This is a genomic window from Dethiosulfovibrio faecalis (genome assembly GCF_021568795.1).
GTDB classification, from domain to species: Bacteria; Synergistota; Synergistia; order Synergistales; family Dethiosulfovibrionaceae; genus Dethiosulfovibrio; species Dethiosulfovibrio faecalis.
Genome location: NZ_JAKGUE010000011.1, coordinates 13,594 through 33,573 on the forward strand (window position 1 = coordinate 13,594; position 19,980 = coordinate 33,573).

The 19,980-nt window shown below is 55.4% G+C and carries 19 protein-coding genes; 9 read left to right on the forward strand and 10 right to left on the reverse strand.

Annotated elements, in window-relative coordinates; all coding sequences use genetic code 11:
• Window positions 1-48 precede the first annotated feature (48 nt).
• From L2W58_RS08625 to L2W58_RS08645, 5 genes are all read right to left on the reverse strand, one after another.
• On the reverse strand, window positions 49-1,422 hold the full coding sequence (locus L2W58_RS08625) for an HD domain-containing protein (RefSeq protein WP_236102940.1): 1,374 nt from the start codon (window positions 1,420-1,422) through the stop codon (window positions 49-51).
• A gap of 64 nt (window positions 1,423-1,486) precedes the next feature.
• Window positions 1,487-2,488: a DUF3089 domain-containing protein gene (locus L2W58_RS08630; RefSeq protein WP_236102941.1), complete on the reverse strand. Its 1,002-nt coding sequence runs from the start codon at window positions 2,486-2,488 to the stop codon at window positions 1,487-1,489.
• Between the two features lie 261 nt (window positions 2,489-2,749).
• Window positions 2,750-3,199, reverse strand: coding sequence for a DUF2335 domain-containing protein (locus tag L2W58_RS08635; RefSeq protein ID WP_236102942.1), 450 nt, complete (start codon window positions 3,197-3,199; stop codon window positions 2,750-2,752).
• Between the two features lie 457 nt (window positions 3,200-3,656).
• A complete protein-coding gene (locus tag L2W58_RS08640; protein WP_236102943.1) occupies window positions 3,657-4,046 on the reverse strand; it encodes an integrase core domain-containing protein in 390 nt (129 codons plus the stop codon).
• A gap of 713 nt (window positions 4,047-4,759) precedes the next feature.
• A complete protein-coding gene (locus L2W58_RS08645) occupies window positions 4,760-5,539 on the reverse strand; it encodes an enoyl-CoA hydratase/isomerase family protein (protein WP_236102944.1) in 780 nt (259 codons plus the stop codon).
• A 481-nt stretch (window positions 5,540-6,020) separates the two neighbouring features.
• On the opposite strand from L2W58_RS08645, the gene L2W58_RS08650 reads away from it, so the two are divergent.
• From L2W58_RS08650 to lpdA, 9 genes are all read left to right on the forward strand, one after another.
• Window positions 6,021-6,647, forward strand: a complete 627-nt coding sequence (locus L2W58_RS08650) for a GntR family transcriptional regulator (RefSeq protein ID WP_236102945.1) — start codon at window positions 6,021-6,023, stop codon at window positions 6,645-6,647.
• A 93-nt stretch (window positions 6,648-6,740) separates the two neighbouring features.
• Window positions 6,741-7,745, forward strand: a complete 1,005-nt coding sequence (locus tag L2W58_RS08655; protein WP_274705051.1) for a thiamine pyrophosphate-dependent dehydrogenase E1 component subunit alpha — start codon at window positions 6,741-6,743, stop codon at window positions 7,743-7,745.
• Window positions 7,746-7,763: 18 nt separating this feature from the next.
• Window positions 7,764-8,747: an alpha-ketoacid dehydrogenase subunit beta gene (locus tag L2W58_RS08660; protein ID WP_236102946.1), complete on the forward strand. Its 984-nt coding sequence runs from the start codon at window positions 7,764-7,766 to the stop codon at window positions 8,745-8,747.
• A gap of 3 nt (window positions 8,748-8,750) precedes the next feature.
• Entirely contained in the window at window positions 8,751-9,257 is a 507-nt protein-coding gene (locus L2W58_RS08665; protein WP_005659339.1) for a PPC domain-containing DNA-binding protein, read from the forward strand.
• 66 nt (window positions 9,258-9,323) lie between these two features.
• On the forward strand, window positions 9,324-10,403 hold the full coding sequence (dctP, locus tag L2W58_RS08670) for a TRAP transporter substrate-binding protein DctP (protein WP_236102947.1): 1,080 nt from the start codon (window positions 9,324-9,326) through the stop codon (window positions 10,401-10,403).
• 82 nt (window positions 10,404-10,485) lie between these two features.
• Entirely contained in the window at window positions 10,486-10,956 is a 471-nt protein-coding gene (locus L2W58_RS08675; RefSeq protein WP_236102948.1) for a TRAP transporter small permease, read from the forward strand.
• 12 nt (window positions 10,957-10,968) lie between these two features.
• Window positions 10,969-12,264 carry a TRAP transporter large permease gene (locus L2W58_RS08680; RefSeq protein ID WP_236102949.1) on the forward strand — a complete coding sequence of 432 codons (1,296 nt, stop codon included), beginning with the start codon at window positions 10,969-10,971 and terminating at the stop codon, window positions 12,262-12,264.
• A 3-nt stretch (window positions 12,265-12,267) separates the two neighbouring features.
• Complete coding sequence (locus tag L2W58_RS08685) at window positions 12,268-13,581, forward strand: dihydrolipoamide acetyltransferase family protein (protein WP_236102950.1); 1,314 nt, start codon at window positions 12,268-12,270, stop codon at window positions 13,579-13,581.
• 13 nt (window positions 13,582-13,594) lie between these two features.
• On the forward strand, window positions 13,595-15,334 hold the full coding sequence (lpdA, locus tag L2W58_RS08690; RefSeq protein WP_236102951.1) for a dihydrolipoyl dehydrogenase: 1,740 nt from the start codon (window positions 13,595-13,597) through the stop codon (window positions 15,332-15,334).
• An 83-nt stretch (window positions 15,335-15,417) separates the two neighbouring features.
• Here the strand turns inward: lpdA and L2W58_RS08695 are convergent, their stop codons facing one another.
• The 5 genes from L2W58_RS08695 to L2W58_RS08715 all read right to left on the reverse strand — a co-directional run bounded on the left by L2W58_RS08695 (window position 15,418) and on the right by L2W58_RS08715 (window position 19,929).
• On the reverse strand, window positions 15,418-17,397 hold the full coding sequence (locus L2W58_RS08695; RefSeq protein WP_236102952.1) for a BACON domain-containing protein: 1,980 nt from the start codon (window positions 17,395-17,397) through the stop codon (window positions 15,418-15,420).
• Between the two features lie 47 nt (window positions 17,398-17,444).
• Window positions 17,445-17,816, reverse strand: a complete 372-nt coding sequence (locus tag L2W58_RS08700; protein WP_236102953.1) for an MliC family protein — start codon at window positions 17,814-17,816, stop codon at window positions 17,445-17,447.
• A gap of 15 nt (window positions 17,817-17,831) precedes the next feature.
• Window positions 17,832-18,365: a GNAT family N-acetyltransferase gene (locus tag L2W58_RS08705; protein ID WP_236102954.1), complete on the reverse strand. Its 534-nt coding sequence runs from the start codon at window positions 18,363-18,365 to the stop codon at window positions 17,832-17,834.
• 46 nt (window positions 18,366-18,411) lie between these two features.
• On the reverse strand, window positions 18,412-19,032 hold the full coding sequence (locus L2W58_RS08710; RefSeq protein WP_236102995.1) for a CatB-related O-acetyltransferase: 621 nt from the start codon (window positions 19,030-19,032) through the stop codon (window positions 18,412-18,414).
• A 96-nt stretch (window positions 19,033-19,128) separates the two neighbouring features.
• Complete coding sequence (locus L2W58_RS08715; protein WP_236102955.1) at window positions 19,129-19,929, reverse strand: alpha/beta fold hydrolase; 801 nt, start codon at window positions 19,927-19,929, stop codon at window positions 19,129-19,131.
• Window positions 19,930-19,980: the final 51 nt, after the last annotated feature.

Consider the following 19,980-nt stretch of genomic DNA (forward strand, 5'->3'; position numbering starts at 1 on the left):
GACCCCGCCTTTAAAAGGCGAGGTCCTCCTCTAAAAACGTATAATCAATTACATAACGAACAACCCGAGATCTCTCAGATATCTGCCGGTCCTATCTATCTCCTCCGAAAGGCCTTCGGCAAAAGAGGTCAACTCGCCTTCCACCGGCACATCTTTCTTGAAATCGACACGAATGCCGATGTCGCAGGAATCGCCCTCTCCGGACACGAACGAAACTCCCTCCACGAATCCGGACATATGAAAGGCCAGGAACCCCTCCCACTTGAAGACAAGACGGTCCACCAGCGACAAAGCCTGCACGCTAGGAAGACTATCTGGCTTGAAGAGACAGTCGAATCCCTTTTTCCCCTTCAGCCGCCTAAGGGTCTTGAACACGAAAGGATAGAGAGCCTTGCAGATCCGTCCGACCCTCTTGGTACTCACCCTCTCGAAGCTGAAATCCTCCACGTCGTCGCAGATAGCCTTGACGCAATCGTACACGGAGATCGGCTTGCCCTCCAGGTTCACCATGAGCTCCTTCAGATCCCGATCGAACATGTCGAGCTGAATCTCCAACGACTCGATCTCGTACGACGTCCTCTGAAACCACTGCCTCAGACGCCCCTCGTCGAAGGCTCCCTCGGACTGTAGATCGCAGCCGTCCAGCACCCTCAAAAGCGCCGCAACGGTAAGGGCCTTTTTCTTGGTAAGACCAATAGCCCCCTCCTTTTCGAACAGACGGCCGCATGAATCCAGCCTATCGTCGAGGGGAGCCAGGGTATCCTTAAAACGCTCCTTTCCCATCAGAAGCTTGCCTACCTGCCAGACCGCCTTTTTCTTCTCGAAATCGACGGTTCTATCCAGCTGAACGTACTTTCTATGGCTGGCGCAGATATCCGGAAGGACTCCCTTCAAGATCTCTACCGCTTCCATGAGTTTTTCCCCGGAGTCCGAATCCAGCTCCAGACCGACGTCTTCGGGAAGAGGAAACAGCCTTTCTCCGTTATGGGAGATCAGCTCGGAGGAAAGGAGATGATGGACCTCTGAAACCGCCGAAGGGAACATGGAAAAGGGAAAGGCACCGGTATCTTTGGCCTCGTCGGGGTCTATCGGGTAGACCAGGGCGGTATAACCTATATCGTGAAGGTAGATCGAGGAGATCAGAAGGGCCAGAGGAAGGGGCTCGTCCATGAACAGCGAGGCACAACCCTTTTCATCCCGGTCCAGAACAGAGAGAAGGGACTCGGCGATCTCCATCAGTTTTTTGGAATGATGCCTGCCCCGTTCGGCCACCTCGGTTATCTGATCGCCCAGCCACATCTGAGGCCAACGATCCTCTATGAGCCTCTCAAGGTAGGCTCCCAAGGTGGGATCCATCCCCCTGAGCCTTCGTATAAGCCCTCCTTCGGGACTATCTATGTCCAAAAAGCCATCGTGATTCATTTTTATTCCCCCAAGGCATATATTATGACGCTCACCTCGATTATAGCCTCTACAGTCTCAAAGACTACCGGTCGATGGACAGATAGGAGTCGATTCTCTTCTTTACGTTGGCCTTGAGATTCTCGTAAAAGAAAGCGTAGTCGAAACGATGGTAGACCTCTTTCGGCCAGCGGCCCATGTTCACCAGATCCACCTTTTCAGGGCTTCTTATGTCCGTGGCTATCAAAGCTCCCGTATCGGTATCAACGTACGCGCCACAGAAATCGGGAATGGTCTCGACCACCTCGCCGGTCGAATCGTTGAAGAATACGGCCCCGGAGTTATCCTTCCGTGACGCGGGGGTAGCATCGGTTTTCCAGTTGAGCGGATTGACCGCCACTGCATCGGTCAACAAAACGGGAGATCCTTCGGCATCGGGACCCTGGGTGTTATAGGTGATTATGACCCCCGTGTCCGTCTCGCCCTCGGCAAGCCTCATCTGAGGATACCCTTCCAGATCGGTTTTCTTAACCGTGTAGCCGATGATGTAGGCCGCCACGAGCCGCTTTTGGAGTTTAGGGTCTGCCATACGCCTGCGCATAAGCTCGACGATGACCATAGATCCCTGACTGTGTCCGGCCAGGATGAAAGGGCGCCCCTGGTTCAGATGCTCGACATAGTGATCGAAGGCCCGCTCCACGTCGGAATAGCCGACCCTGAAGATGGGATCGGCAAAGGCGTCTCGACCACCGTTATTGGGCTCCATGCTCTGGGAGGCGGCGGTCTGCTGCCGATAGAATGGGGCGAACAGATTAGAGTACGGAGAGTAAACCCCCGCCTGGGCTACGAGCAACCCCTCGGCGTTGCTCCGCAGGTCCTTCCGGGATATGTCCATGTTCGACGGTTCCTTGTCCATATAGATCGTCGGATACACGTAAAACACGTCCACAGGCTTGTCCGGCTTTTCCGGCTTGGAAACCCAAGCGAAGTCGTCTTTGTAATCCGGCGAGATCTGTTCCGCCGAAGCTCCCACCGCCATAAGAAACACCCCCATCAAACACAGCGTTAGCAGTATCGTTAATTTCATGACTTCCTCCGATTCGGTATAGGTGATTCCTCGAACCCAAAAGCGCATTTTATTTTTCCGATTTCAGAATAGCATATGTTTGGGATTGTTTCTTGCGTAATAGAAAGGGACAAAATACAAAAGGCTACTGCAAGCATAACCAGATATCTTCCATCCCCCTCATAGACGACACGAATGGAAGAACCGCTTAGCATCAGAGGTCCTCATCTCTGTCAATAAAAAAAGGAGCCCGAAGGCTCCTTTCGTGAGATAACAGTTTACTTATTCCTCTTCGTGTTCATCTTTGCTGATGTGGCTAGAGACTATGGACGCAACTATAGCCGCTACACCAGCGATAACAGAGGTTACACTCGCACCGCCTAATCCCTTTACAGCGAAAAAGACAGCACTTCCAAAGCCTATAACCGCAATTCCTCCACCTATAAATTGACCCCTAGCAACGGCATCCATACTTCTTTTTGCACAATACTGCCGGGTTTGAGCCTCAGATTGAGCCATTTCTAAAAGTGTTTTCGTAATTCCAGGATGTATTTGTTCGTACCCACGCAGTACTTCAGGAGGAGGCAAGATATAGGAGAAATTCGCAGAGAACCTCGTGGCAAAACAGCGAAGGGCCTCTTTGTCCTTTTTGGCTTCGGAAGCCCACGTAGGAGAAGCTAGTTCATCAGAAACAAGCTCATCTAACGTCTCATCCAGGTGGTCGTCAGCCATACTAACCTTTCCTCAATATCTTCGCGAAACATCTCTGACCGTCCTTCGCAAGGTTACGAGCATCTCGAAGAGGCCCCCCAGGAGCAAGCAAGGCACTGGATTGCCTTATCATGGCATTCCCGCTGATATCACAGGATAAAGCGATGCCCCTAAGGATACTCCTCAAAACAGAGTTATGTCTGTTCTTCATATGGGCTCTCCCCCCTTCTTGAGACTTTATTATACCATCTCGGTCTCAAGTTCCTTCTTCTGAAAAACAGATCCGCAAGATCGTCGTCCGACACTTCACCAAAGATATATTTCGACGACTGTCCCAGCATGATGCAGGCCTGGTCCGTGGGCACCCCACCAGATACCAACCACATCCTTTACAGGGCGAATCAGATCCTCCCATTCCTCATAGGGACATCCGGAGCCTGTCAAGCGAGAAGTCGCAAAAAGATCGAATTGGAATGACTCAGTCTCTGTGCTTTCCCTGGGACTCTTTCTCCGGATTCAGATAGACCGTCTCATTGATGGAGCAGTTTCTTATCGGCCTGTTTCTCCATCTGTCCGGGTGTTTTCTCTTGGCTTCTTCCAGGGTTTTCTTCCTCTTCGCCAGTATCTCCGGGGCTTTTCCTTTATGCCTCTGCTCCGGCGTCACGTAGTTTAAGGCGCTGTGACGGTGGGTATGATTGTACCAGGACACGAACCGGTAGGTCCAGGCTCTAGCGTTCTCTATGTCCTTGAAGCCTCCGCTGGGGAAGGCAGGTCTGTATTTCATGGTCTTGAAGATCGATTCACTGTAGGGGTTGTCGTTGCTTACCCTCGGTCTGCTATGGGAGAACAGTACTCCCAGTTTTTCCATGGTGGCCCTCAATGCTGTAGAGGTCTATTATGAGGTACAGGTAGTAGAACAGGCCCTTGGCCGGTCCGCAGAGGTAGATTGCGATAGCTTCTGAGGCGTCTTTCTGGGAGCGTGAGGTCTTTGGTCCTCTCTTACATGGCCCTCTTTGCACCATCTCTGAAAGGTTCTCTCAGTGATGCCGACCTCTCTACAGGCTTTAGCCTGGGTCGCTCCGCTCGATACGGCTTCTTCGATCAGTTCTACTGCTTTACGGCGATCCGAGGCACCGATCAGTCGTCCTCGTTTTCCCCCCAGATCGCCTGAATTAAGCAACCTCGTTCATGGTGTAGGTCTCGTGGACTATGAGGAACTTGTCTCTGGAACTCCAGCTGTCCGGTCTATCCTCATCACAGGGAGCGGCTTTGCCGGACGCACGGAGCTCTTTTAGAGGGTGGTCACCGTTATGCCAGTCTCTTTCGATAATTTAGGTATGGACATGTTCTCCGGCGACATCATTCTCTTTTTGATTGCCTCTTTTTGTTCTTTGCTGTACCTCGCCATGTGTCGCACCTCCAGGGAGCCTCTCTCGGCTCGCTAAACTAGTCTATCATGAGACACCTATTTGGGCAGGCAGGGCCCACAAGAGCTATATTTTATGTGCCCAACCCCAAAACATCACCCCTAGAAGGCTAGGACCGTCTCCATCGGACGGTCCTAGCCTTCTTTAACTCCTGCTACCTCCCCTGCCAAACCGGGGTTCGCTTCCCCAGAAAAGCCTCCAGCCCCTCCCTGGCGTCTTCCGTCGCGGCCAGTGCGGCGAATCTTTCTCCTGCGGCCTCTATGGCCCGCTCCAACGGCAGGCTTTCCATCTGCTGCAATCCCCTCTTGCCGGTCTTCAGGGCAAGAGGGCTCTTTTTAGCCAGCTTCTTTGCGAATTCCATGGTGGCCTCCTCCAGCTTTTCCTGGGGAACCACCCGATAGGCTATGCCCAGTTTCAGGGCCTCCTCGGCGGGGATGAAGTCCCCGGTGAGAACATACTGAAGAGCCCGTTTAGGGCCTATCCAGCGGGAAAGCTGATACCCCGGTTCCAGACAGATCAGCCCCACGTTTATGGCGGTGGTTCCGAAAACGGCGTTCTCCGCCGCCACTATGAAGTCGCAGGCCAGGGCCAGCCCGGCTCCGTTGGCCAGTGTATAGCCCTGAACCGAGGCGATAACCGGCTTGGACATGGAGAAGAGGACGTTGTTGTGTCGGTCCATCAGCCGCAAAAAATCCCTAATCTCATGGCGTTCTTTGGACAGAAACTCTTTCAGGTCTATCCCTGTGGAAAAGTTCTTTCCCGCCCCGTCCAGCACGACGACCACCACCGACGGATCGGACTCCATGGCCTCCAGCGAATCGCATAGACCTCTTGCCAGCTCGGTGGAGAAGGTGTTCATCGACTCCGGCCTGTTCAACGTGATTCGTCCTACTCCATCATCGACCTTCGTTATAACCGTTTTCGACTCCGTCATTTTATTATTCCTCCTCGAAACGAAAAACCACTATACCAGCCGTTTCCACGAAAATCCTTCTCAACTATACACGGCCCCTTTTAGCTGTCAAAGAGGCTTTATCAGGCAAAAAAACAGCTCTTCCCCGCCACAGAAGGTGCTTTTTTGCAAAAAAACGGCTTTTTTCATCTGCCGAAACACACCAAAAAAACGCCGAACATTCAGTCCGATAAAGTTCATAGCTCCCCAGCGAAAGGGCTTTACACAGATGAAACATCACAAGGTTGTTTTTTTTGACCTTTTTTGCTCAGACTTCGAGTCGCAGCTTTCTATATAAATTTAATAATTTTGTACTTTAACGTTCAAGTATACTGTATAAGAGGCGAAAACATTTTGATTTTCAAGTTTAGTTACCGTATAGTGGTAATAACGCAGGTGCTGTACAACTTGTATGGAACTGGAATACATACACTAAAGTGCCATTTCGAGAGGAGGCACCGCATTGAGGACCCGAAAAAAGGATCTGGCCTACAAGGCGATCAAACAGATGATCATGGATAAAGAGCTTACGGAGGAACACTACGTATCGGAGAACAATCTGGCAAAAAAGCTCGATATGAGCAGAACTCCTGTGAGGGAGGCTCTGCTCCGGCTGCAATCGGAGGGATTCATAAACATCATCCCCAACAAGGGAGCAGTTGTCAGCAATGTCTCGGTGGTCATCGCCAAGGAGTTCTACGACATGAGGATGGCCATAGAGGAGTTCGTTGTCCGCAACGTGGCGGACAGGCTCACTCAGGAACACCTTGAGCACATGGATCTATTGTTGAAGGAGCAGGAAAAAGCCTGCGAGAAAGGCGATCTGGACGGTTATCTGAGAGCAGACAGCGAGTTTCACGATTATTTTCTGCTCATATACGAAAACCAGACCATATGGGACGCCATATTGCAGGTGAGACAGCGGTTTCACGCCGTAGGAGTAAACGTCCTGTCGACCCAGAAGGACATCTGGACGTCTCTGGCCTATCACAAGGAGATAGTGGACGCACTGAAACAGGGTGATGTGGAGAGGGCGGTTCAGGTGACCCACGACCATCTGAAGTTCGGCAAAACCAACCTTATACGTTGACCCGTATCGAAGACTGCAGCTTCGTTGGGAATAGATAGCCAAAAACGCGAGTGCGAGGGTGAAAGGTACAACACAAAGAGGAGGGTGCGGCATATGTGTGCGAAAGCGATCCTTAAAGAGCCGACGATCCCGGTCAAGAATTACGATCGAGATCTGTTGATAGAGCTCTACCGCAAGATGGTCTCGATCCGTCTCTTCGAGCAGAAGGTCGAACATCATTTCCTGGCCGGGGATATTCCCGGTTTCGTCCATCTGTACATCGGAGAGGAAGGCATCGGCACCGGGGTGATGGCCAACCTTACCAAGGAAGACTATATCGAGAGTACCCACAGAGGACACGGTCACACCATAGCCAAGGGCGCCGATCTGAATCGGATGATGGCGGAGATTTTCGGCAAGAAGACCGGCTATTGCAAGGGCAAGGGCGGTTCGATGCATATAGCGGACTTCAGCGTCGGCATGCTTGGCGCCAACGGCATCGTCGGCGGAGGATATACCCTGGCCGTCGGAGCGGCTCTGGCCTCCAAGCTTCGTGAGGACGGCAGAATTTCCGTGGTGTTCTTCGGAGACGGAGCGTCCAACAGAGGCACCTTCCATGAGGCGCTGAACATGGCGGCGGCATGGAAACTGCCGGTCCTTTTCGTGTGCGAGAACAACGAGTGGGCCTCCACTACTCCCTATCTCACCACGACCTCGGTGGCGGACATAGCCGACCGGGCTCAGGGCTACGGTATTCCCGGCTATATGGTGGACGGCAACGACGTCCTTTCCGTCTACGAGACCTCAAAGGAAGTGGTGGATTACATCCGTTCCGGCAACGGACCGGTTCTTCTCGAGTGCAAGACCTACAGGATAAAGGGACACTTCGTCGGCGACCCCGAAAAGTACCGCACCAAGGAAGAGGTCCAGGAGGTCTTCGACAACAACAACCCGATAAACCGGTTCGAGGAGAAGGTTATCGAGGCGGGCGTTCTTTCCCGAGAGGACCTGGACGCAGTCTACGGCGAGGTGGAGGCGGCCATAGAAGAGGCCGTGCGCTATGCGTTGGAGAGCCCCGAGCCTGACCCCTCGGAGCTGTTCGACGATCTTTACGTGTAGAGGCTGGAGGGATCTATTATGGCTGAGACAAAGAAGATCACATTCTCCCAGGCCACCCTTGAGGCCATGCAGGAGGAGATGGAGAGAGACGATACCGTCTTCGTGATGGGCGAGGACATCGCCAGACAGGGCGGCATTTTCGGACAGTTCAAGGGACTTCCCGACTCTTTCGGTTCCGACAGGGTCCGAGACACCCCGATAACCGAGACCGCCATCGTAGGAGCGGCGGTAGGAGCCGCTCTGGCCGGGATGCGCCCCATAGCGGATATGCACTTCGCCGACTTCATGCTGGTCTGCGGAGACGAGATATACAACCAGATGGCCAAGGTCCACTATATGTTCGGCGGCCAGAAGACCGTTCCCATGGTGCTTCGCGCCCCGGACGGACTGATAAATCAGGCGGCAGCCCAACACTCCCAGAGCCTGGAGGCTATATTCCAGCACATACCGGGCCTCAAGGTAGTGGCTCCGTCCAACCCGGCGGACGCCAAGGGCCTCCTCAAGTCGGCCATAAGGGACGACAACCCGGTCATCTATTTCGAGCACAAGGCCCTGTTCAATACCAAGGGCGAAGTTCCCGTAGAGGAGTATTTCACCCCCATCGGAAAGGCCGACATAGTGACGGAGGGGTCGGATCTGACCATAGTTTCCTACTCGAACTGCCTCCAGACGGTGGCTAAACCCGTAGCGGAGATGGCGGAGAAGGAGGGTATTTCGGTTGAGCTGATAGACCTTCGTACCATCTCCCCCATAGACAAGGACGCCATTCTGGAGTCGGTGGCCAAGACCAGCCGTCTCGCGATAATACACGAAGCTGTGAAGCAGGGCGGAGTCGGTGGCGAGATCGCCGCAATAGTCGCAGAGGAAGGCCTGGACTACCTGGACGCCCCGATAATGCGTTTCGGATCTCCCTTCACGCCGGTTCCCTTCGCCAGACCTCTGGAGCAGGCTTACCGTCTCAAACCGGAGGCCATCCTAGAGGGCATCAAGAGGATGTTCTAGCCCATGGGGACCTTCGAGGCGGCGACGCCCAGAGGAGCCAGACGGATAGCGGTTCGAATAACCCCGGGCAGCGACTTGTTCCAGGGGATAAGAGATGTCTGCCGCCATTTCGGCATAACCTGCGCCTCCGTCGAGAGCGCTCTGGGAAGCCTGGCATCTGCCACAGTGGTGTGTATATCCGACGACTCCGAATCCCCCTCGGGGGCCTCCTACAAAGAGCCGACCCATATCGAGGCTCCTATGGAACTGGTAGCCCTCTGTGGAACGGTAGGCGCCATGGATGGGGAGACCTCCATACATCTTCACGGAACGGTGGCGCTGGACGAGAAAACGCCCTACTGCGGACACCTGGTAGACGACGGGAAGAACACCGTTCTGGCTACAGTGGAGATGCAGATAGTGGAGCTTATAGGGATGAACTGGGTCCGTCGTCACGACCCGGAGACAGGTTTCACTCTTTTCAAACCGGAAGACAGCCGTTATCCGGATATCGGAGAGCCCGGGAGGTGATCGTTCAGGAATAAAACGCGGTCGATGTGTTTCGATAGGCTTCGTATATATCAAGGAGGGAAAAACATGAGGAAAGTGGTTTCTGCGGTTCTGCTGGCAACTCTGGTCCTTTGTTTCGCAGCTCCCGGCTTCGCGGCGTACAAGAGCGAGTACAAGATGAGCGTCGTCCCCGGCGCCATAACCCCCTGGGGAATGGGCGCGGGATACTTCGCCGATCTGGTCAAGGAACGCACCGACGGACGGGTGAACATAAAGGTCTACTACTCGGGACAGCTTTTCGCCGGTAAACAGACCTCCGAGTTCCTGCTTCTTCGCAACGGCGCCATAGACTTCTCCCTGGCATCGACCATCAACTGGTCTCCCCAGGTCAACGAGCTGAACCTTCCGGCTCTGCCCTTCTTCATCTCCGCCAACGGGGATGATCGTTACGCCGCCATGGACGCCATCGAAAACGGCAAATCGGGAAAGATGATGGTCGACGCGGTGGAGAAGAAAGGCGTCAAGTTCCTCGCCTGGGGTGAGAACGGATTCCGCGAGATGACCAACAGCGTCAGAGAAGTAGCCTCTCCAGAGGACATGAAGGACCTCAAGCTTCGGGTCGTCGGCAGCCCCATATATATCGACACCTTCAAAGCCCTGGGAGCCAACCCGATCAACATGAACTGGTCCGAGGCGACCACCGCCTTCCAGCAGCGAGTCGTGGACGGTCAGGAGAACCCTCTTACCGGAATCTGCATCCCCGTCAAGATCTGGAACTACCATAAGTTCCTCACCAACTGGCACTATGTCATCGACCCCCTCCTTCTGTGCACCAACCCGAAGACCTGGAAGGGCTTCTCCGAGGAGGACCAGAAGATCATAGCCCAGGCCGCGGTTGATGCCATGAAGTACCAGAAGGCCGTAGCCAGAGCCGGTCTCGACGACGGCGAATCCGTCGCATATCTCGAGAGCATCAATATCACTCCCGAATATCCCAATCCCTACGCGACCTGCGAGGAAGAGGGCATGACCGTCACCAATCTGACTCCGGAAAACCTCAAGGCCTTCCGTGACGCTACCGCCCAGGTACGTGCCGACTGGACCAAGAAGCTCGGTGCCGAGCTTGTCGCGGCAGCCGAGGAGGACATGGCATCCATCAATAAGTAAAGAACCACGTAACTAAAGAAACCGGAGGGGGAGGACGGCTCTCCCCTTCCCCTCCTTCACAGACCGAAAGGGGTGGCGGCTAGTGATAGCTAAATTTTTCGATCACTTCGAGGAGATACTTGGATCGATTCTGGTCGCCGTAATGGTGACCATCTCCTTCGTAAACGTGATAACCAGATATTTTATAAGGATGTCTCTTTCCTGGTCCGAGGAGATAACGGTAAACCTTTTCGTATGGGTGGTCATGCTCGGAACGGCCATAGCCTTCAAGAAAGGCTCCCATCTGGGAATGGAGTTCATATACGAGAGGTTTCCCGACCGTATCAAGAAGGTTTTGTTCCTTCTCTCGGCAATTTTATCGATAGCTTTCTTCGTCGTTCTCGGATGGCTCGGAGCCATAGAGGTCAAAGACGAGATAGATCTCTGCGTAATAACCGAGTCCCTGGCGATACCGGTTTGGTACTACACCATAGCTATACCGGTCTTCTCGGTTCTGGTCGTCTTCAGAATACTCCAGAACGTGGTCAAGTCCCTCAGGGACCACACTTACTAAGGGGGCAAGACAATGGATTTTTCCGATCCCGCAATATGGACTCTAATTCTTTTCATCGTCCCCCTGCTGGTAAAGGTTCCCATAGCCATAGCCTTGGGAGGAGCGGCCGTAGCGGTGGTCCACTTCTGGGACATGGGGCTTCCCATGATCTCCTACAACTTTTTCGCCGGAATAGCCAAGTTTCCCCTGCTTGCCATACCTTTCTTCATCATGGCGGGGGTGATAATGGAAAAGGCCGGCATAGCCGAACGTATCATCGACCTCATGAAGAAAATGGTCGGCAATATGACCGGAGGCCTTGCCATAGCGACGGTGGCGGTTGCCACATTCTGGGGTGCGGTCAGCGGTTCCGGCCCGGCGACGGTCGCGGCTCTGGGACTGATACTGATACCGGGAATGGCCGTGGCCGGATACGATAAGCCGTTCGCCGCTGCTACGGTTTCGGTTGCATCTGGGCTCGCCATAGTGATACCCCCGAGCATCGCCTTCATAGTTTACGGCGGCGTGGCAAACGTCTCCATACCGGCCCTCTTCGCCGCCGGATTCATACCGGGAGCCATAGTTGCTCTCTTCATGATGGGAGCGGTTTACCTGGTCTCCAAAAAGAAAGGCTACGGCGGAGGTGAACCTGCCAAACCAGGGGAGACCTTCACGGCCTTCAAGAGATCCTTCTGGGGCATACTGGCCCCCGTAATAATCCTCGGAGGAATCTACGGAGGGATATTCACCCCCACAGAGGCGGCGGCGGTAGCCGTGTTCTACGGTCTTTTCGTCGGGGTGTTCGTCTACAGAAAGATAAATTCCCTCAAGGTGGTCTACGAGATACTGTCCTCCACCGTCGTGGCCACATCGGTCGTCATGATAGTGGTTACCTGCGCCGGACTGTTTTCCTGGGTCGGAGCTACGGTGGGTCTGATCGAGAAGGCCGCAGGAGTTCTCCTCGGCATATCCCAGTCTCAGTGGGTAATACTGTTTATGATCAACATAATCCTGCTGTTCGCCGGGATGGTGCTGGACGCGATATCCATATACTACGTGTTTCTGCCCATACTCCTGCCTATCATGGCCCACTTCGGCTGGGATCCCATCTGGTTCGGAGTCATGATGACCATCAACCTGGCGGTAGGACAGGTGACCCCTCCCGTGGCGGTCAACCTCTACGTGGGGGCCAACATAAGCGGACTGACCATAGAGGACATAAGCCGTCCGGCCATTCCTCTCATACTGGCCGCCCTGCTCGCACTTATCGTCGTTATCCTCTTCCCCCAGCTTTCGACCTGGATGCCGAACATGCTGGGACTTAACTAGGAGGTGTCTCGTTTGTCGACCACTCTTACGATGCCGAAACTCGGCCTTACCATGACCGAGGGAACCGTATCCAAATGGATGAAGAAAGAGGGCGATCCCGTAAAGTCAGGGGAAGTCCTGTACGTAGTTTCCACCGATAAGATAACCTACGAGGTCCAGGCCGAAAGGGACGGAGTTTTGCTAAAGGTCTACGTGGACGAAGACGGCTCCGTACCGGTAGGAGCGGATGTAGCCGTGATAGGAGACGAGGGCGAGTTCGTATCCGACGCAGCCCCCGCCTCGAACGAACCGATAGCCTCGAAAACCGAGACGGAGACGGCAGCTGCCGTGCCGTCGAAGATCGCAAAGCCACTGGCGAAGGGGAAGGTAAGGGCGACCCCGAAAGCCAGAAAGACCGCAAAGGAAAAGGGAATAGACCTTTCCACGGTGGTCGGAACCGGCCCGGACGGAAGGATAAAGAACAAAGACGTATTGGAAGCCGTCAAGAAAGGCCCCAAGGTCTCGCCTGTGGCTGCCAGGATGGCCGCCGACATGGGAGTCGATCTCGCCACGATAAACGCCGATGGCCGGATAATGAAGGCCGACGTGATGGCCGCCACAGGAGCGGTCGTTCGCCAGGAGGCTGCGGATTCGGTCGTTCCCATGTCCACCATGAGAAAGATCATAGCCCAGAGGATGCTGGAGAGCACCCTTACGGTACCCACCGTCACCTACGACATGGAGATAGACTGCTCCGCCATGATGGAGCTGAGAGGCAAGGTAAAGGCAGCGGCTGCCGAATCGGGGGCAAAGGTGTCCTATAACGACATCATCATGATGGCCTGCGCCAGGGTCCTTCAGGAACAGCCCATGTGCAACTGCTCCACCGACATGGAGAACATGACCTACATAATGCACTCGTCGGTCAACATCGGCCTGGCGGTGGCGGTAGATGGAGGACTTCTCGTACCCAACGTCAAGGACGTCCAGGACAAGGGGCTTCTGGATATAGCCAAGGGCACCGACGACCTGGTGGCGAGGGCCAGAGACAACAGGCTCATGCCTGCGGATATGGAGGGTGGAACCTTCACCGTTACCAACCTGGGGATGTTCGGTGTGGACAGCTTCACCCCCATCGTCAACCCGCCCGAGTCCTGCATATTGGCGGTCAACTCCATGAAGGAGAAGCCCGTCGTGGTGGACGGAAAGATAGAGGTTCGGACGATGACAACCCTCTGCCTGACCGCCGATCACCGCTCGGTGGACGGTGCCGACGCGGCCAAATTCCTGGCCCGGCTGAAGGAACTTCTGGAGTCTCCGTGGCTCCTGTTGCTCTAAAGGGAGAGATTTTATGGCAGTTACCATAACCATGCCCAAATTGGGGCTGACCATGACGGAGGGAACCGTCTCAAGCTGGTCTAAAAAGGCCGGTGATCCGGTATCAGAGGGGGACGTGCTCTTCGTGGTCTCCACCGACAAGCTCACCTACGAGGTAAAGGCCGAATGCGACGGAATCCTGGCCTCGGTGCTCGTAGCCGAGGGAGACGACGCTCCAGTGGCAGCTCCTGTGGCGGTAATAGCCGAGCCCGGAGAGGACCCCGCGTCCTTGGCCGAGAGCGCGCCCGCCCCTGCCCCATCGAAAACGGCCGATAAGGATAAACCTATCGAGACGACCTCTCCTGCTGCATCCTCAATCCAAGAGAGCGATAGAGGCGGCAAAAAGGTCGTGGTGATAGGAGGAGGCCCGGGAGGCTACGTCTGCGCGATAAAGCTGGCTCAGCTGGGCGCTTCCGTAACGGTGGTGGAGAAAGAACGGATGGGAGGAACCTGTCTCAACTGGGGCTGTATCCCCACCAAGGTCCTGGTCCACACGGCCGAACTGTATCACGAGACGATAAACGGCTCCGACCTCGGTCTGATCGTAAAGGACGCTTCCGTGGACTGGGCGGCCCTCATGACCAGAAAGACCGGCGTGGTGGACCAGCTGGTCGGCGGAGTGGAAGGTCTGATGGTCGCCAACGGAATAGACGTGGTCTACGGCGAGGCGTCCTTCGTCTCCGCCGGATCCCTCAAGATAGGAAACGACACTCTGGAGTTCGACGCCGCGGTTGTCGCCACCGGATCGGAAACGGTTACACCTCCCATTCCGGGGGTTGACCTGCCGGGCATAGTCACCAGCAAGGAGGCCCTCTCCTTCGATTCCGTGCCGAAGTCAATGACGGTGGTCGGAGGAGGAGTCATAGGGATGGAGTTCGCCTGCGTCTACGCCACGCTGGGGACGAAGGTGACGGTGGTCGAGATGCTCGACACTGTCCTTCCCCCTATAGACAGGGAGATCTCCGCCATAGCCAGAGCCAGCATGGAGGCCCTCGGGGTGAAGTTTCACACGTCCTCGAAGGTAACGGGATTCACCGACAAGGGCGGCAAGATCGCCACCTCGGTTGAGACGCCGGATGGCCCCATCTCCGTGGAGTCGGAGAAGGTACTGATGTCGGTGGGCAGAAAGGCAAGCACCGCATCTCTCAATCTCGAAAACGCAGGGATCCGCCACGACAGGGGCAAAATAACGGTGGACCGCTTCATGGCGACCTCCGTTCCGGGAATCTACGCCATAGGGGACTGCTGCAGCCCCATACAGCTGGCCCACGTGGCCTCCGCCGAGGGAGAAATCGCGGCGGAGAACGTCATGGGAGAAAGCAAGGCCATGGACTACAAAACCGTTCCCAGCTGCGTCTACACCATGCCGGAACTGGCCTCGGTCGGACTAACCGAGGAGGAAGCGGTAAAGAGAGCCCATTCGATAAAAATCGGCCGATTCCCCCTGTCCGCCAACGGAAAGAGCCTGATAATGAAGGGCTACGACGGACTGATAAAGTTCGTCGTGGACGACAGATACGACGAGATCCTGGGGGTACACATCATAGGTCCCAGGGCGACGGACCTCATCGTCGAAGGAGCCTTGGCACTTCGACTGGAGGCGACGGTGGACGAAGTGGTGACCACAATCCATGCTCACCCGACCGTTGGAGAGGCTTTGGCCGAGGCGGCTCTGGCCGTGAACGGCAAAGCCATCCATATGCCGCCGAGCTAATAGAGGCAGAACCGGGAACCCCGTTCCCGTCTTCCCCGAACGAAGAGGAGGGAGCCAGTGCTGGCTCCCTCCTCTTTTTGTGCTCATATCGCCTTGGTGACATGGGACTGGAAGACCCTGAAGGAATCGTACCCCTTGCCGTCCTTGGTGAAAAGGTAGACCGTGGCGGTCCTGTCCGAACCGGTATCGTTCTCCTCCACCGTCACGATTAGGTCCTTAACATCGTCCTTGGTTCCGGAGACCATGTTCAGCCTGCACCAGCCGCTGTCGCTGTAGGCACCCCAGTCCCGGCAGGACCCCATATCCACCGGGGTGAACTGGGCCTCCCTGCCCAGCTTCACGTCGTTGGCGGCTATCAGGGGCGGATAGCTGGGAAAGGTCACGGTTATCTCAGGAGACCCGCCGAGATGGTCGTAATGGCTCACGTCGTATATCCTTATACCCCAGGCGTAAGCCGCTCCGGAGCTGGATCCCGACTGCCATTCGAAACGGCACTTGAAACCCTTGACCTCGTCCCTGGCCTCTTTGGGGATCTTCCATATCCATTGATTGACCGGCTGAAAGTTGCTCCTGGAAGAAAGAGGCGCGTCGTTCAGATCGGGAAAATCCCATATGGAGAACGAGGCAGCCTTCGAGGTCGGTCTGGAGAAGGTGTAGGTCCAGGAGGTCCTCTGCTTGGCCTCCACCGCCTCGGAGTCGTTCTTTATCTGGCACTCGGAGATGGAGAAACTCTCCGAGGAGGAATAGCTTACCCCGAAACCGATGCTTCCGGAAGGACCGGCTCCATCGAAACCGACGTTGCCGCTGAAGCTCCTGGAGACACTGCTCTCCACCGTCTTGGAGCCTACGGTGCTCTCCGGAGAGCTCTTGCCCTCCACCACGGGACGAACGTCCTCGGAGCCGTTCTCCTTAACAGGCCAGTTGGTGAAGCCGTACTTCGTGACGTAGAAATAGCAGCTGGAGAAGTCGTTCCCCTTTCCCGACTCGTTGTGATATTCCTTCGACGGATTGAGCTTGGCGCTCTGCTTTATGAAGAACCAGTCCGAGTCCTCTCCGTCCGCGGCGTTGTAGCTGTGGCAGGCGTAGATGTCATGGATTATCCTGTAGGAAAATCCCCACGTGGTGAGGTCGTTCTGGACCGAATAGACCTGGGAGACCTTCGTCAGATCCGTGCCGGAACCGGATCGATCGAGCGATGACTGCAACTCGTTCCGAGACATCTCGGCTTCCCGTGCCTGTTCCGACGAGCCCTCAATCCAATCCCGAACCCTTTCGGCGGCAGCGAGCTCCATCTCCCGCTCCGTCTCCTCCGTCGTGCCGGCAAAGGAGAACTCGGTTCCCATAAGGGCAGGAAGAACGAGCTCGTCCTCCGAGACCTCGGGTAGCCCGTCGACCGAGACGAGATAATAGGCCTTTTCGTCGAAATCGAAACGGACGGAGAAGTTCACGTCGCCTCTGACCACGGAGAAGGACCTGTCCCCGTCGTTAAGGGTAACGTCCTGGCTCATGAAGAGATAGGAGTCTCCGCTGGAGACCATGAACTCGGCCGAGAGATCGTTCGACACCGTCGGGGCCATCTCGTCGTCGTTAAGGACGACGTAGGCGAAGACGTCGTCGCTCAGCATCTTCAGCCCGTAGAACTCCACGTAGGTCATGCCGACCGGCATCTCGTAACCCAGCTCGAATCTGGCGTCCTCTCCGTCCTCCGGGGAGAGAAGCCTGTCTATGAAGAAGTCCACCTCGTCCTGGGTCCCGTGTTCTATGGCTACGGGCCACCCGTTAGAGAGGGCCTCCCTCATGGCGGAGATGCTACCCTCGTCGTACCAGGAGTGGAGCCCCTCGGGATCGGAGACTATTATGGCTCCGTTCACCGGGCCTCCGACATAGGGAATCGTCTCGCAGACCGAGGCGAGCTCCTCCGCCATGTCGCCGTGAAGCTGACCTATGACGTATACCCCGCCTGAGACGCCTCCGGAGCCTCCTCCGGAACCGCACCCGCCCAGAAAAAGAGCCGATACCGACAACAGGAGCCACAACCCGAAAGCCCTCGCCGATCCTCTCATAGCCACACACCTCTATTCTATTTTCTGTTTTTATCGCCGACGGTGAATCAATCTCCGACCCGACAGTCGCCGTAGAGAGACCTCCACTCTCCCTGGTCGTCGCGCTTCTCCACGTAGGCCTCGTCTCCCTTTATCCACCAGCTGAGCTCGAAGTCGTCGGTGTACCGAGCTCCCGAAGCGGACATGACCTGAGGCAGCGTGTATTCCTTGCCGTCGGGAAAGAGTACCTTGACGAAGTGGAGGCTATCGTCGGACAGGGAATAGTAGCGAGCAACCAGACGATCCCCGTTGTCGCAGGAGTAGATAACCGGATCCCCTCCCGTCACAGAAAGGCCCTGCTCCTCAGCGAAGGACGCCGCCCCAAGGACAATCAGGGCCCAAAGCACCGTGAGAATAAAACCCAAATTTTTAACGTTCATAGGGTAATCACCTCTCTAGTTAGGTTCAAAATCCGACCTGGTGATCTCCATGTAGACCTTATCGTGTCTCTTGCCTTCCCGGAGGACCGCTTCCCTTCTGACGCCGAAGGTACTGAAACCGATCCTCTCGTAGCACCTGATGGCCCTGTCGTTGTAGGCCACCACCTGGAGCATCACGTTGTGAAGGTTCAGGACGTCGAAGCCGTATCTCACAAGCAGAGAGAGGGCCTCCCCTCCGTATCCCTTGCCCCAGTAGTCTTTGTCGCCTATGAATATGCCGACCTCGGCTGTCTGGTTCAGATGGTTCAGGTTCATGAAGCCGCAGATTCCCAGAAGGGCGTCTGTCTCCAGATCGACGATACAGTAGTTATGCTCCCGAGAGAGCTTATCCAAGGCCTCCCTCTCGGCCTGAAGGGGGTAGCACGACGGCGCCTCGGTCAGATATCTGGTGACGTCGTAGTCGTTGATCCATCGGGTGAACACCGGAGCGTCGTCCGGGTCCACCGGCGAAAGGTAGCACATCTCCCCAATCATCTTCTTGAAATACAAGAGATATCACTCCACTCGTATCTTACGTCTTTCATGGTCCACAGTTTTAACGACATCGCTTCAGAGCCTCCACAGACGGAGACGCCAGGACCTTGACGTTCCTGGTGATCTTCTCCGGAGGCCAGTCCCACCACTTCAGCTTCAGCAGCATCTGCACGGTCGAGTCGTCGAAACGCTTTTTTATCTCCGACGCAGGGTTTCCACCTACCACCGTATAAGGGGGAACGTCTTTTGTGACCACCGCCCCGGCACCTATAACCGCTCCGTCTCCTATGGTTACGCCGCCCAGTATCGTGGCCCTGAAACCTATCCACACGTCGTTGCCCACGACGATGTCGCCTCTGAGGACCGGCTCGAAAGGGGCTGGCTCCCAGCCGCTGCCCATGAGGCCGAAGGGGTAGGTGCTTACGTTGTCTATGGGATGGTTTCCACCGCTCATGACGAACACCGCCTCGGCCCCGATGGAGCAGAATTTGCCGATGATCAGCTTTTCCTGGACCGAGTGGATTACGTTTTTCTCGAACTCCAGCGGCCTGTCCCCTCGGATGTCGTCGTAGTAGGTGTAGTCTCCCACTATTATGTTGGGGCTTTTGACCACGTTTTTGAGGAACACCAACTGGGAATACCTCTTTCTGGGGTGGACTTTATCGGGATCGGGTCCCTTCATCACAGGAACGTGAGTCCGATGGATCTTTCTGCTCCTGTGCTTCCGGGCCTTCTCGATCATAGCCTCTCGCTCGTCCGTCATGCCAGATCGTCACCGTCATATAGAGAGAAACTGAATAACGACGCTGGCGAAATCTTTTGGAGCCTCGTACATAAGTCTGTGAGTTCCTCCCTTGAACCTAACCAGCCACGATCCCGGCACCACCGACGCCAGTTTAAGCGAGCTATCGGCTCCCACAACCGTGTCGTCGGTTCCCACCAGAAACATCACGGGCATGGAGAGATTCGACAGCCTGTCCAAAGGACTCTTCCACGTCTTGGCAGCCTCCAGCTGCCTCTTCACCACCGGAGACAGGCTTTCCGACATCTTCTCGGATTTTCTCGAGAGAGAATCGGCCACGGAGGAGCCGTCCACCGAGGTGGCGTGTATTATGGCCTTCTCGAATCGTTCCGGAGCGCTCAGGAGAAGCTGCTGAGTCGTTACGCTGGACTGGGAGTATCCTAGAACGTAGGTTTTGGACATTCCCAGCTCGTCCATAAGTGCCAGGACATCACGAGCGAACAAAGGATAGGAGAAATCCGTACCGTCCTCGGAGGAAAACCCCATGCCCCTGTTGTCCATAAGCACCAGCTGATAGCTGGCGGAAAGTTTTTCGACGATTTCTTCAGGCCAATCGTTCATGGTGCATCCCAAGCCGGTCAGCATCAAAAGCGGTTTTCCCGAACCGATCAGACAGTAACCTATGTCTATTCCGTCGGCGTGGACTTTATAGACGTCGTTATCTCCGAGACAGGTGCCGATCCTCTCTCCCACAGGGGAAATATCCGCCCACAGGGGGCTAGCCGCAAGCACGAAAAGGGCCAAAATGGGGAAGAGAATAAAACGGCATTTTCTCATGGTCGTCATCACTCCGTTCTTTAAATTGGGTAGTCGGTGAAAAGCCCCTCG